Here is a 13210-nt window from a genome sequence, read left to right as displayed (position 1 = left end):
ATTTCTTAGTTTTGAGGAAATAGGTTGTATGGACTCAAAAGCTTTTTCAAAATTTCTTAATAGCATCAGTACAAGTCCACTTCGCGTTTTAGATGCTACCATTCCAAATTCGAAATATATTCCTTTAAATTTATCTAAAGATAATACACCCCTTAAAAAGGTAGATGTATATTCTTCCAACGCTTTAGCAAATTTTGTAAATACGCATATAAAAAGGCACAATGCTTTAATAGCTTATGGTGGGTATAATGAAACAAGGTCTATTTATACCCGAAGCAATCATTTTAATAAAACCGAAGAAACAGAGCGTAATATTCATTTAGGTGTTGATTTTTGGTGCGATGCAGAAACACCAATTTATACACCATTAGATGCTACGGTACATAGTTTTAAAAACAACACTAATTATGGTGATTATGGCCCAACCATAATATTGAAGCATAAAATGAATAATGTTGAGTTTTATACACTTTATGGACACTTAAGCTTGCAGTCTATTGAAAACCTAAGAGTGGGACAAATATTTAAACAAGGAGCTTGTATTGCAAAATTAGGTGATGCATACGTTAATGGCGATTATCCACCACATTTACATTTTCAAATTATAAAAGATCTACAAAATTATAAAGGCGATTACCCTGGTGTTTGCAATAAGAATAACTTAGCTTTTTATTTAAACAATTGCCCAAACCCTGAGTTGCTTTTGAAGCTAGATAGTTAGTTTAGCTCTAATAATATGAATTTGTTTTTAATGATTTATATCAGACTTTAAATGAAGGTCGTTAGTTTTTCTAACAAAGTCAAGCAATTAAAAAAGTTCTTTTATGTCTTCTTCTGCACTATCATCTTCTTTATTGTCAAGTTGTTCAATCTTAAATTTAGGTGTGTTATCTTTTCTGTAAAAAGTTATTGGTACTGGTAAAATGCACGCTAAAGCTATCATGAGAGCTAAAGCAATTAACCTTACTATTCTTTTAATATTCATAAAGTAGTAATATAAGAGTAGCATCAATAAAATTGATATTACTTATGTTAAAATGTTTTTGAAAGTATTGCTTAGAACATGGCAATAAAAATTACTCTATGAACCTATCTGGAAGATTACTTGAATGTTGATGAGCAATAAGATTTTGCTCTAAGATATTATGAAAGTTAACAAGTTTTAAAACGGTTTCATTTTGTGATTTAAAGCGAACAGTTAAATCGAAATTTAAAGCACTTACCAAGCATTTAAAATTAAAAACGATGTATTTATTAAAAACATGTTTTTTAAGTGTATTAAGAGAAACCTTAGAGAATGTTATTAACTTCTTATCTGTTTGAGGTTTTTCAACTAAAAGCTCTGTAATAGGTTTTTGATAATTAGTACTAGCTGGTGCAAATCCAGAAAAACTTAATAGGGTTAATAGTAAAACAAAACCTGTAAGTAATCTATGTATGTAATTAGCTAATAACATAATACAAATGTACAAATTTTCTAAAAATTAACACGAAAACTAACATTAGGAGTGATACCTAAAGACAAATTTTCGATAGGTATTATCGAGTTGTCCTCTTCGTCTAAAATGTGATATTTATTAATGATATTCTTTTTATCTAAAACATTCCAAACAGAAGCACCAATTGTTGCCTTGATATCATTAACAAGATTGAAGGAATAGGTTGCAGAACAGTCGGTCCGTAAATAATCATCTAAGTTGCTACTATTAGGCGATTCGTAATTTATGGTGCGAAAAGTGCTATCGTCTAAACCAGTAGGCTCAGTATTGGGTTTTCCAGAATGCCAATTAATCCCAACAGATAATTTAAAATCGTTGTATGTATAGGTGCCACCTGCCGTTGCTGCATGTGTAATATCGGCGTTATTTGGAAAAGTATTACCACTATTTAAATCAGTAAAGGAATAGTCGTTTTTACTATAAGAATAACTTAGCCAAGTACTCACAACATCCTGAAATTGCTTATTTATTAAAACATCCACACCTTTTATTTTATAGCCTCCAGTATCATTTATAAATTGAAACTGGTTCTGAAATCCTTGACTTCTACTAGTAATACCATCTACCTTTTTTAAGTAAGCCTCAACGCTTATTAATAGTTTGTTTTTATTGTAGTGAAGTCCAATAGACGCTTGTTTGCTTTTTAGAATGGGAATATCCTCATTATTAGAAAGTACCCAACGACGTTTTTCAATACCTAAAAAATCATTTTGTAAATCGATAATTTGTGATGTTGTTTGACTTTTTAACTCGCCTAATATTTCAAGCCTAAAGTTGTTTAAAAACCTCTGACTGAAACTTAATCGAGGTTCTACTAAAAACGTATCAAACTTTTTAAAATGATTAACCCTGGCACCAATGTTTAATTTGGTTTTAACATTGTTTGATAGAAAAGATCCTTCGCCATAAACAGCATGACTTCTTATAACCTCTTTTATAAAACTTCTAAAAACAGGATTATTAACATCTTCTAAATTACTAATTCCTACTTCGGTAAATTGATACCCGCCGTTAAATTTTAAGTTCTTATTTGCTGCATAATCCACATCTAATCTTGCAGAGCCATCGTAGACCTCATTTTCTTGAATAAGACGTTGGTCGTTTATAATATCGAAATTTGTGGCGTCTAAATCGTAATTAGAAACATAAACTTGTGCGGTTGTTTTTAGTCTGTTATTCCATTCCCTAGAATAAGTAATGCCAGTAGCTAAATTTTGTTGTGATAGCTTGCTGTTAAGCGCTTCGTTTCTATCATTAATTCTAGATTGTTCGTCGTAATTTAGTTTGTTATTTACGGTCAAAAAATGAAGCCTAATTTTGTCTTTGTTGGTTATATTATAAAGAAATTTAGCCGTAAAATCGTAAAAAAAGAAATTTTCATTTTTTGAAATCGAGGTATCGTTAAACTGGTTTAAATCGGAATCTTGAAAAACACGTTTAAAATATTGATCGTAAGTGGGGGTAACAATTAGGTCTGTAATCGAACGTCGTGTTGATAATTGCAATTCGGTATTTCTTGAGAGCGGTATTTTTGCAAAAGCATCTGCATTAATTAAATTAAAACCAGCTCCCGCTCTAAATTGATTATCGATTTTATCTGAAAGACGCATATCGATAATACTCGAAATACCATCACCATATTTAGCCTTCGTGCCATTTTTTGAAACATTAACCGATTTAGTTGTGTATGGGTTGAATGCCGAAATTAATCCAAAAAAATGCCCAGATTGATACATTTTAATCCCATCCCACAAAAATAAATTTTGGTCGTGTGTTCCGCCTCTTACATTAATATTCGAAACAGTTTCATCTATACTCAATATACCTGGAAGTGCTTGTATTGTTTGTAATACATCAGGTTCAATTAGACCTGGTAGGATACCAAATGTTTCAGGTTTTATGGCAATGCTTCCATCATTCAGTTTTGTTACACCTGTTGTAAGGTAATTAACAACTACAATTTCTTCTAGTATTTGAGTATTATAATCATCAAGATTATCTGCCTTTTTTTCTGTTACGACTATAAACCTATTATTAAGTAATTCAAAGTTTAAATTGGTTTCAGTACTTATAAAGTTTAAGATATCTATTAGGGTTAAATCTCTTTCTGGGAGTATTAATTTTATGTCTTTTAACAATTCATCAGCATAGGAAAACCTGATATCGTAAAGATTCTCTAAAGTGTTTAAAATTGTGGTAAGGTCTTGCTTTTCTTTTTGAACGGTTTGAGCATTTAAATAGGTAATGTTCAAAAAAAATAATAAGATAAATAGAGGAAAGAGTCCTTTACTATTCACGCTTTAAGATTATGGAATTATGTTCTCTACTATAACTTAATTGTAAAGGTAGTGTAATGTTTTTTAATGCCAATTCTAGATTATCGTGAGCAAAACTACCTGTAAATAACTGTGAGCTATCAATGTTTAAAAGTGTGAAATCGACATTGTATTGTCTTTCAAATTCTGCAATAACCGTTTTGTACGGCATACTTTTAAATTGACTTTCGTTATTCAACCACGAAGGCGTTGAGCGATTTTCCTTTTCTTTAGCAATAATTTTCCCATCTATAATTAAAAAACTGTCGCCAGGTTTTAATTTCGTTTCATGAGAATTATGGGTAACCCCAACTAAACCTTCGTAGCAAATAACCTCAAAATAATAGTCCCGTTGTTTTACATTAAATTGAGTACCATAAACCGTTACGGTTCCTGATTTTGTATTAACTTTAAACGATGATCCTTTAGCAACTTTAAAAAAGGCTTCACCGTTAAGTTCTACCTCGCGTTCTTGTTTCCAATCTTTTTTATTAAATGCTAAAGTAGATTTAGCATTAAGTAAAACACTAGAAGCATCGGGTAATTCTATAGTAGTTTTTTGTGCAAATTCTGTAGAAATTGTTGTGTCTAAAGTTGTCGTGTAATAGTATAAACTAAAACTTATAGCGAGTATGGCAGCAATACGCATAAATGGTTTAACCCAATTAGTTGTTTGCTTTTTAGCGTTAATAGCTTTTGTGTTTTTAATAACCGATAGCACACCTTGAAGTTCTTTTTGGGTGTTGTAATTTTCGACCTTAAAAGCCTTTAAACTGTTATTCAACCTTACTAATTCATCATAATCTTCAAGCTTTTTAAATGCTTCAAGTTCTTGATTATTTAGATTGTTATCTAACCATTTCGATATTAAAGTTTCTCTATTCATGACTACTTATTCAACTATATAACAGGTTGCTTTTATTTTTTCCTACCCTACCTATAAAAAAAATAAAATTCCAAGTTCCAAATTCTAAATTGTTTCATTAAGATTTACTGAAATTTACTGAGTTTTTTGCAAAGATTTAAAGAGAATTTTTTATAGATTCTATATTTTATTCTCATTAGTGAGTCGTCTTCATTATTTTTTATATGAATGTTCAAAATTTAAAATTAGTTGCTAACAAAACTTCTGTATTCAGTCTTCCGATTTCCGTCTTTTTTACAGCTCCTTAATCTCTGCTCTTAACTTTTTTAATGCACCATAAATACGTTTTTCAACAGCTTTAGTAGAGATGTCTAAAATTTCAGCTATCTCTTTAAAGCGTTTTCCCTCAACTCGATTCATTAAAAAAGCTTCACGCTGAGGTTCGGTTAAATTTGCCAATGCATTTTGGAGCTTGTCCATATATTCACTTTCCTGCATTAAAAATTCAGGATTCTCATTCGTATGCATTTTTGGTTTTGTTTGTTGATGCTTTAAAACTACTTTTTGATGTGCTGCTTCATTCAACATTAAATTATTTGCTGTAGTAAAAACAAAACTTTTTGCTTTGTCTGGAGAAATTTTAGAGCAATTCTGCCAAAGTTTAATAAATGCTTCTTGAACTTTATCTTTTGGATTTAATAAATCACCAAACTTATAGTATAGAAAGTTGTGTAAATCTTTAGAGTACTTATTAAATATTGAAGAAAATAAATGTTCTTCACAAATATTATCATGGAGTTGTTTACTCATTCATAGGAGTGATTGGTTGCACTAAAATAAGGTTTTTTGGAATTTGGAATTTTTATTTTTTCAATTTTTTTTAAAAGAAGGGTAGGAATTTTTAAAGTTATGCTGTTTTATCAATAAAAAGCTATGTTTAACCCAAATTCAATTATTATGAAATCTTTTATGAAAAACCTACTGTTATTACCTTTTTTTGCCCTTATTATGTTTACTTCCTGTCAAGATGAAGTAACAGAAATTACCGATCCAAATGAGGCAGAAGCACTTGTTGCCGACTCTAATTTAACTGCAATGGTAAGTGCTACTGCTAAGTTTGATGGTTCTAAAGACAATATAATAGACAGAGCAAATTGCTTATCTGTTAATTTACCTGTTACGGTTGTTGTTAATGGTCTTGAAATTATTATAGATTCTGAAGAAGACTATAAAACAATCGAAGCTATTTATAACGAATTTGAAGACGATGATGATCGTTTAGATATTGTATTTCCTATTGTGATAATTACAGACAATCATGATGAAATTACTATAAATAGTGCTGCCGAAATGCAAGAATTTGTTGCGAAATGTAAAGGTGAAAATGAAGAGGATGACGATATAGAATGCATCGATTTTAAATACCCTATTTCGTTTTCTATTTTCAACCCGAACTTTCAAATTATCGATGTTATTTCTGTAGCAAACGATAGAGAATTACACCGTTTTATTAAGCGTGTAAAAGATGCCGAAGTTATTGCAAGTATTAACTACCCTGTAACTTTAGTATATGCAGATGGTTCTGAAGTTGTTGTTAATAGAAATCAAGAATTAGCAAGTACGATTGAAGAAGCAAAAGACGCATGTGACGAAGATGATGATAACGATTATGGAGACGACGATTTTACAAAAGAACGTTTAGATAATTTGTTAAAATCTTGTCCTTGGGTTGTGTATGAATTCGAAAGAAATCAAGATAATTTAAGAGACGTATACGTTGAGTACGTAATGAATTTCAAAGAAGATAATGTTGTAAAAGTTCGTAAAAGAAATGGAGATTTACTTACAGGAACTTGGACAACCAGAGTAACAGACCACGGTGCTTTAATAAAATTAGAATTTGAAACTCTAGTCGACTTTACTTTAGAATGGTTTGTATACGATCTTGAACCAGGGAAAATTAAATTGTACCAGTCTGGTGGTAATAAGATTATCTTAAAGAAAAACTGTGATATTGTAGATATAACAAAAGAAAGAATTGCAAACTACTTGCAAGAATGTTTATGGAGAATATCTCGATTAAGTATTGATGGGATTGATAAAGAAAAGGATTATATAGGCACACCATTTAAATTCTTCGAAGACAACGTTGTTAAACTACGCGTAAAAGGAGAATTGGTTGAAGGAACCTACAATATATTAGCTTACAATACAGCTGGATTTGTATTACAAATTAACTTAGAAGATAGACCAGATTTGCAATTAGAATGGTTTGTTACATTCTTAGAGTCAGGTTTAATTAAATTAGAATCTTTAGGAAATAGAGAAAACAAGATGGTATTGAAAAGACACTGTCCAGATGGAGATGATGATTTAAACTTTATTGACGACGTATTAATTAGTAGCGATTGGGAAGTTGCATTATATCAAGATGGAGATATTAACAAAACAGAAGTGTTTTTTAACTATACCTTCGATTTCCTAGAAAGTGGAAGAATTAAAGCAATTAACCCTAATAATGTTGTTGATGGTGATGGTTCTTGGTTAGCCTATAGAAACGAAGGGTTATATTTAGGATTGCATTTTGGTCCAGAAGAACCATATACTGTTCTTAATCATAGATGGAAAATTGTAGAAATCACCCAAGAAAGAATTGAACTTAAAGATTTAAATGCTAACGGCGCAATTGAACGCATATTAGTATTAGAAAAGAAAGCTTAATACAAAAGATTCCTCGGGACTAAATCTCTCGAGGATTCCATTAAACTGGGATTCCCACGAATGTGGTAATCTAATAAAAAATTTGAAAAAAAATTATTATGTTTTGGTAAAAGGAAATATTATCTCTTCGGTTTAATAGGTTAGTTAGCTAAATTTCCTTTATAAGGGCTGTCAAATAAAAATTGACAGCCTTTTTTTATTTTTTTGTTAGCGAGACTTCTACAATAACATAAAAATCATTAAATAATTAATATTTCTTTCCAGTTTTTACTAGAGAAACAAATTATTTGTTATTCCTATGAAAACGGATATCTATCAAAGAGAAAAACAAAATATTTCTTTACTTTTGCAACTTAAAATTTCAATGAAAAATTATGTTTAATAATTTAAGCGATAAATTAGATAAAGCCTTACACGTACTAAAGGGACATGGTAGCATTACTGAAGTAAATGTTGCCGAAACTTTAAAAGAAGTACGACGTGCTTTACTTGATGCCGATGTTAATTTTAAAATAGCCAAAGATTTTACCAATAAGGTAAAAGAAAAAGCTTTAGGTCAAAATGTATTAACAACATTACAGCCTGGGCAGTTAATGGTAAAAATTGTTAAGGACGAATTAACGCAACTTATGGGTGGCGATGCCGAAGGGGTAAATCTATCGGGTACACCAAGTGTTATTTTAATGTCTGGTTTGCAAGGTTCGGGTAAAACGACTTTTTCAGGAAAGCTAGCTAACTATCTTAAAAATAAAAAAACTAAAAAACCTTTATTAGTTGCATGTGATGTGTATCGTCCAGCTGCGATAGATCAACTACATATTGTAGGAGAACAAATAGGTGTTGAAGTTTTTAGCGATAGAGGAAATAATGATCCAGTTGCCATATCTAAGGCTGCTATCGCACATGCAAAAGCAAATGGGTTTAATGTTGTTATAATTGATACAGCAGGTCGTTTAGCGGTTGATGAGGCGATGATGACTGAGATATCGAATATTCACAAAGCTATTCAACCTCAAGAAACTTTGTTTGTAGTAGATTCTATGACAGGGCAAGATGCGGTTAATACTGCAAAAGCTTTTAATGATATTCTTAATTTTGATGGGGTAATCCTTACCAAATTAGATGGTGATACTCGAGGTGGTGCCGCAATTTCAATTAAATCTGTAGTCAACAAACCAATTAAATTTATTGGTACAGGTGAAAAGATGGAAGCTATTGATGTGTTCTATCCGTCGCGTATGGCAGATCGTATTCTTGGTATGGGAGACGTGGTGTCTTTAGTTGAAAGAGCACAAGAACAATTTGATGAAGTTGAAGCAAGAAAACTTCAAAAGAAAATAGCAAAAAACCAATTTGGGTTTGACGATTTCTTAAAACAGATTCAGCAAATAAAGAAAATGGGAAACATGAAGGATCTTGTTGGAATGATTCCTGGTGCTGGAAAAATGATGAAAGATGTCGACATTGATGATGATGCATTTAAAGGTATTGAAGCTATTATTCATTCAATGACACCCAAAGAGCGAGCAAATCCATCAATAATTAACGCAAGTAGAAAAAAACGTATTGGTAGTGGTTCGGGAACATCTGTTCAAGAGGTAAATCAGCTTTTAAAACAATTTAACCAAATGAGTAAAATGATGAAGATGATGCAAGGTGGTGGTGGTAAAAAGATGATGCAGATGATGAAGAACATGCGTTAATTTTGTTAGAAGCTAGAACTATGTTATGCCGAGCGTAGTCGAAGCATCTTAAAGAATATATCTAAATATAAATTGAATGACTATCCTAGACGGAAAAAAAGTAAGTAACGATATAAAAGAAGAAATCGCAGACCATGTAAAGTCAATGGTTTCAAAAGGAGAGAAAGTACCGCATCTTGCTGCAATTTTGGTAGGTTCAGATGGCGCAAGTATGACCTATGTGAATGCTAAAGTAAAAGCATGTGAACGTATTGGTTTTAAATCAACTTTAATTGAATTACCAGAATATACTTCGGAAGAAGAGTTATTAGAAGAAATACATGCGTTAAACACTAATGATGATATTGATGGTTTTATTGTGCAGTTGCCATTACCTAAACAAATTGATGAACAAAAAGTTCTAATGGCTGTAGACCCAAATAAAGATGTTGACGGTTTCCATCCAACAAATGTAGGTAGAATGACTTTAGATTTACCAACCTTTTTGCCAGCGACACCTTATGGAATTATGGAGTTACTAGAAAGGTATCAAATTGAAACCTCTGGTAAGAATGTAGTTGTTATGGGGAGAAGTCATATTGTCGGTCGCCCTATGAGCATTTTAATGAGTCAGAAAAGAAAAGCTGGAGATGCCACAGTTACGGTTGTTCATAGTCGTTCTAAAAATTTAGAAGAAATCACCAAAAGTGCAGATATTATAGTTGCTGCGATTGGTATTTCAGAGTTTCTAACTGGTGATATGGTAAAGGAAGATGTTGTGATTATTGACGTTGGTATTACACGTGTACCCGATGCAACTAAAAAGAACGGATACAGACTCGCTGGAGATGTAGAGTTTGAGAGTGTTAGTAAAAAAGCAAGTTATATAACCCCTGTACCTGGAGGTGTAGGCCCAATGACAATTGCTATGTTGCTTAAAAATACATTACTAGCAAGAGAAAGGCATTTGCTTTAATCTTAAAAATAGATTTGCTTAAATTGCATTATGAATTTATTGATTTGTAATGCAATTTTTTTATTATCAAAAGTTGTTATTGGAAGTTTACTTCATTTAATGCCCATTGGATTAGCTATACTAGCTGGTGGTCTATTTATAAATTACTTTAGAAATAATGGTAACAGTCTTCAGCAAAAAAGAGTAATCCATATTTTTGCTTGCTTTATTAGTTCTATTGTAATTATAAACGATACTTATAAAATCAGTTCTGGAAACTATAATCTCGCAACCGATTTGCCTTTTCATTTATGTAGTTTACTCGGACTTACCATTCCATTATTTACTTATTATAAAAAGTATTGGATGTATGAAATATTGTTGTTCTGGATAGTAGGAGGGACGCTTCAAGCTGTTATTACACCAGACGTTGTTAACGATACGTCTTCACTGGATTATTATAGATATTGGTTCGTACATCTTGGCTTGTTAATTGTTGTTTTCTATGCGACTTTTGTATTTCATATGCGTCCAGTTTTTAAAAGTGTAGTAAAGTCTTTTTTAGCGTTGCAAGTGTACGTTATTGCTATGGTACTAATTAACTATATATTTAATTCTAATTATTTCTATTTGAATGAGAAGCCAGTAACAGCATCATTATTAGATTATTTTGGCGAGTGGCCTTATTATATACTTGTAGGACAGTTGATAATATTCCCTTATTTTGTATTGATTTATTTACCGTTTTATTTAAAAAGTAAAACGAAGAAAAAGACTCAAGTTATTTAGCAAATAATTGAGACATGTCTTTGAAAGCTTTAAATTCAAGAGCGTTTCCAGAAGGGTCATAAAAAAACATTGTAGCTTGTTCACCTACGAGACCCTCAAAACGCACATAAGGTTCTATTACAAATTTTATCTGTTTATTTTTTAGATGCTCTGCTAACGAATGAAAGTCTTTCCAAGTTAAAACAACACCAAAATGTGGAACAGGGACATTTTTACCATCAACTGGATTTGTATGTAAATCAAGAATTTCTAATTTGGGTTTATAATGAATAACTAATTGATGCCCAAAGAAGTTAAAATCAATCCAATGGTCGCTACTTCTTCCTTCTTCGCAGCCTAAAATATCTCGATAAAATACGCGACATTCATTAAGGTTGAAAACAGGGATTGCTAAATGAAAAGGAGGTGTATTTTCATTCATTTTTTTTATCGCTTCTCATCCACGGTTTAAATTCTTTTGTTGAATTAGAAATTAAGGAATTTAATTCATTAAACTCATCCTTAGTAAGTTCTCTATAAGAACCTAAAGGGATGTCTAACTTGACATTCATTATTCGAACCCTTTTAAGTGTTTCTACTTCATAATTCAAATATTCGCACATGCGTCTAATTTGCCTATTTAAACCTTGAGTTAGTATAATTTTAAATTCAAATTTGCCTGTTTTTTTTACAATACAGGGGTTTGTTGTCTTGCCCAAATCTATTAGTGGAATACCACCTGACATTCTTTGAATAAACGTTTGTGAAATTGGTTTATCTACTGTTACAATATATTCTTTTTCATGATTGTTACTCGCTCTAAGAATTTTATTTACAATATCGCCATCATCTGTAAGAAGTATAAGTCCTTCACTTGGCTTATCGAGTCTGCCTATGGGAAAAATTCGTTTGGGATAGTTTATAAAATCGATAATATTATCCTTTTCTACACGAGTATCAGTAGTACAGACAATACCAATTGGTTTGTTGAATGCTAAATAAACAAACGATGTTTTATTATTGGATATTTCTTTACCATCAACAGCCACTACATCATCTTTACTAATTTTTGTACCCATTTCTGGAACAATACCATTTATAGTCACCCTTCCTGCATCAATTAGTTTATCGGCCTCTCTGCGCGAACAATAACCAGCTTCACTTAGAAATTTATTTATCCGTTTTAATTCTTCTCCCATTTTTTTTTAGAATATTCTAATCTGTAATAAATTCTATAATGTATTTATCAATTTCTTCAGATTTTAAACTGTGATCATGATTTTTAGTAGATATAAGCTTTGCTTCTCTAAAGTTTTTACTATAATCTAAAGCATCTTCGTACGGAATAATATTATCTCCCAAATCGTGAATTATCAATCCTTTAGCATTTAACTCGTTTGAAAACATAGCAGTATCATAATATTCGGGTAAGTTTCCAAATCGTTTTAAAGCAAAATCATTGATGCTTTTAACCAATGGTTTATGATAGCTCATCATATTTATATAACGGTTAAAAACTCCTTCATAATTAGATGGTGCACCCAGTAAAGCAATTCTTCTTAAATTTGGTAGTTTGTATTTATACTGAAATAATACAGCCGCCATACCTCCAAGTGAATGCCCAACAATTATATTTACTTTAAATTTTTTAGCAACTAGATATATGCATTCTGCATAATCTATTACGTTAAATGATTTACCACCAGATTTGCCATGCGCAGGGGCATCTAAAGCAATGACATGAAAACCTTGAGATTTTAGTGATTCGATTAAATCTTTCCACCGAAACGAATTACTTTCCCACCCATGCACTAATAAAATTGTTTCTTTGTCACCCAACCATCGGTAAGTCATTATAGAAGAGTTTTTAAAAGTTACGTCTTCTTGAAATGCAGAATTTAAAAAGTTGGTTGCTTCTTCTGTGAGTTTGCCTTTTCTAGGAGTGCTAAACAAATTTATGGCTAACCTAGCTGCATAATTTGGAGAAATATATGCGATAATGTTTATAAAAAAACCTGTGATTTTAGCTATAACGAGTTTCATATATCTTCTCTATTTACTAAATCCATTGAAAATGCAGGTAGGCAAATAGCTATGTATTCACACATTTCGGTAAATGGATTAGAATATTGAACACGCGTATTCTTTTTTATTTTTATAGATTGACCAGCTTCTAATACAATTATTTCGTCTTCAATTATAAATTGCTTTTTGCCTTTAATTATAAAGGTGTATTCATCAAATTTTGGAGTTTGAAATGGTTCGCTCCATCCTGCGGGAGCTTTCATATGGGCAATGCTTATTTGGGAATTCCCATTAGTGGCTAATCCAAAATGTTCATTAATAATTTTGCCGTCATCTGTTGGAACCACAAAAGGATTATCTTGAATTTGATATTTTTTCAT

General features: G+C 31.3%; 14 protein-coding genes. 5 read left to right on the top strand and 9 right to left on the bottom strand.

Annotated features, from left to right (window positions below):
• Window positions 1–28 precede the first annotated feature (28 nt).
• Window positions 29–721, top strand: a complete 693-nt coding sequence (locus Q0739_RS01045; protein ID WP_298236840.1) for a peptidoglycan DD-metalloendopeptidase family protein — start codon at window positions 29–31, stop codon at window positions 719–721.
• 87 nt (window positions 722–808) lie between these two features.
• On the opposite strand, the gene Q0739_RS01040 is transcribed toward Q0739_RS01045, so the two are convergent.
• From Q0739_RS01040 to Q0739_RS01020, 5 genes are all read right to left on the bottom strand, one after another.
• Window positions 809–985, bottom strand: a complete 177-nt coding sequence (locus tag Q0739_RS01040; protein ID WP_298236839.1) for a hypothetical protein — start codon at window positions 983–985, stop codon at window positions 809–811.
• 91 nt (window positions 986–1076) lie between these two features.
• Complete coding sequence (locus tag Q0739_RS01035; protein WP_298236838.1) at window positions 1077–1457, bottom strand: hypothetical protein; 381 nt, start codon at window positions 1455–1457, stop codon at window positions 1077–1079.
• Between the two features lie 20 nt (window positions 1458–1477).
• The gene (locus Q0739_RS01030) at window positions 1478–3751 is read right to left on the bottom strand and encodes a TonB-dependent receptor plug domain-containing protein (RefSeq protein WP_298236837.1); all 2274 of its coding nucleotides are present in this window, start codon (window positions 3749–3751) and stop codon (window positions 1478–1480) included.
• A 37-nt stretch (window positions 3752–3788) separates the two neighbouring features.
• Window positions 3789–4700, bottom strand: coding sequence for a FecR family protein (locus Q0739_RS01025; RefSeq protein WP_298236836.1), 912 nt, complete (start codon window positions 4698–4700; stop codon window positions 3789–3791).
• Between the two features lie 273 nt (window positions 4701–4973).
• Entirely contained in the window at window positions 4974–5489 is a 516-nt protein-coding gene (locus Q0739_RS01020; RefSeq protein WP_298236835.1) for a sigma-70 family RNA polymerase sigma factor, read from the bottom strand.
• Between the two features lie 147 nt (window positions 5490–5636).
• Here Q0739_RS01020 and Q0739_RS01015 point away from each other — a divergent pair, with 147 nt between their 5' ends.
• From Q0739_RS01015 to Q0739_RS01000, 4 genes are all read left to right on the top strand, one after another.
• Window positions 5637–7400, top strand: coding sequence for a hypothetical protein (locus tag Q0739_RS01015; protein ID WP_298236834.1), 1764 nt, complete (start codon window positions 5637–5639; stop codon window positions 7398–7400).
• A gap of 374 nt (window positions 7401–7774) precedes the next feature.
• A complete protein-coding gene (gene ffh / locus Q0739_RS01010) occupies window positions 7775–9103 on the top strand; it encodes a signal recognition particle protein (RefSeq protein WP_298236833.1) in 1329 nt (442 codons plus the stop codon).
• Between the two features lie 76 nt (window positions 9104–9179).
• Window positions 9180–10058, top strand: a complete 879-nt coding sequence (gene folD / locus Q0739_RS01005) for a bifunctional methylenetetrahydrofolate dehydrogenase/methenyltetrahydrofolate cyclohydrolase FolD (RefSeq protein WP_298236832.1) — start codon at window positions 9180–9182, stop codon at window positions 10056–10058.
• Window positions 10059–10088: 30 nt separating this feature from the next.
• Window positions 10089–10826: a TIGR02206 family membrane protein gene (locus Q0739_RS01000; RefSeq protein ID WP_298236831.1), complete on the top strand. Its 738-nt coding sequence runs from the start codon at window positions 10089–10091 to the stop codon at window positions 10824–10826.
• Here Q0739_RS01000 and Q0739_RS00995 read toward each other — a convergent pair.
• Genes Q0739_RS00995 through Q0739_RS00980 form a run of 4 tightly spaced genes read right to left on the bottom strand, consistent with a single transcriptional unit; the run spans window position 10819 to window position 13210 of the window.
• Window positions 10819–11247, bottom strand: a complete 429-nt coding sequence (locus tag Q0739_RS00995) for a VOC family protein (protein WP_298236830.1) — start codon at window positions 11245–11247, stop codon at window positions 10819–10821. The genes Q0739_RS01000 and Q0739_RS00995 overlap by 8 nt on opposite strands.
• The gene (rluF, locus tag Q0739_RS00990) at window positions 11240–12004 is read right to left on the bottom strand and encodes a 23S rRNA pseudouridine(2604) synthase RluF (RefSeq protein WP_298236829.1); all 765 of its coding nucleotides are present in this window, start codon (window positions 12002–12004) and stop codon (window positions 11240–11242) included. The genes Q0739_RS00995 and rluF overlap by 8 nt, the downstream gene beginning before the upstream one ends.
• Before the next feature lie 16 nt (window positions 12005–12020).
• A complete protein-coding gene (locus tag Q0739_RS00985; RefSeq protein ID WP_298236828.1) occupies window positions 12021–12848 on the bottom strand; it encodes an alpha/beta hydrolase in 828 nt (275 codons plus the stop codon).
• Window positions 12845–13210 (bottom strand): cupin domain-containing protein, encoded by a 366-nt coding sequence (locus Q0739_RS00980; protein WP_298236827.1) that lies wholly within the window; start codon window positions 13208–13210, stop codon window positions 12845–12847. The genes Q0739_RS00985 and Q0739_RS00980 overlap by 4 nt, the downstream gene beginning before the upstream one ends.

This window comes from uncultured Algibacter sp., assembly GCF_947487605.1.
Taxonomy (GTDB): Bacteria; Bacteroidota; Bacteroidia; order Flavobacteriales; family Flavobacteriaceae; genus Algibacter_D.
Note: the sequence above shows the minus strand (reverse complement) of the source record. Positions and strands in the feature narration are given on the sequence as shown.

Coding starts and splice junctions, on each gene's coding strand:
- Q0739_RS01000 (WP_298236831.1), top strand. CDS start 10,089: ATGAATTTATTGATTTGTAATGCAATTTTTTTATTATCAAAAGTTGTT.
- Q0739_RS01020 (WP_298236835.1), bottom strand. CDS start 5,489: ATGAGTAAACAACTCCATGATAATATTTGTGAAGAACATTTATTTTCT.
- rluF (WP_298236829.1), bottom strand. CDS start 12,004: ATGGGAGAAGAATTAAAACGGATAAATAAATTTCTAAGTGAAGCTGGT.
- Q0739_RS00995 (WP_298236830.1), bottom strand. CDS start 11,247: ATGAATGAAAATACACCTCCTTTTCATTTAGCAATCCCTGTTTTCAAC.
- Q0739_RS00980 (WP_298236827.1), bottom strand. CDS start 13,210: ATGAAAAAATATCAAATTCAAGATAATCCTTTTGTGGTTCCAACAGAT.
- Q0739_RS01015 (WP_298236834.1), top strand. CDS start 5,637: ATGAAATCTTTTATGAAAAACCTACTGTTATTACCTTTTTTTGCCCTT.
- Q0739_RS01045 (WP_298236840.1), top strand. CDS start 29: ATGGACTCAAAAGCTTTTTCAAAATTTCTTAATAGCATCAGTACAAGT.
- folD (WP_298236832.1), top strand. CDS start 9,180: ATGACTATCCTAGACGGAAAAAAAGTAAGTAACGATATAAAAGAAGAA.
- Q0739_RS01035 (WP_298236838.1), bottom strand. CDS start 1,457: ATGTTATTAGCTAATTACATACATAGATTACTTACAGGTTTTGTTTTA.
- Q0739_RS00985 (WP_298236828.1), bottom strand. CDS start 12,848: ATGAAACTCGTTATAGCTAAAATCACAGGTTTTTTTATAAACATTATC.
- Q0739_RS01040 (WP_298236839.1), bottom strand. CDS start 985: ATGAATATTAAAAGAATAGTAAGGTTAATTGCTTTAGCTCTCATGATA.
- ffh (WP_298236833.1), top strand. CDS start 7,775: ATGTTTAATAATTTAAGCGATAAATTAGATAAAGCCTTACACGTACTA.
- Q0739_RS01025 (WP_298236836.1), bottom strand. CDS start 4,700: ATGAATAGAGAAACTTTAATATCGAAATGGTTAGATAACAATCTAAAT.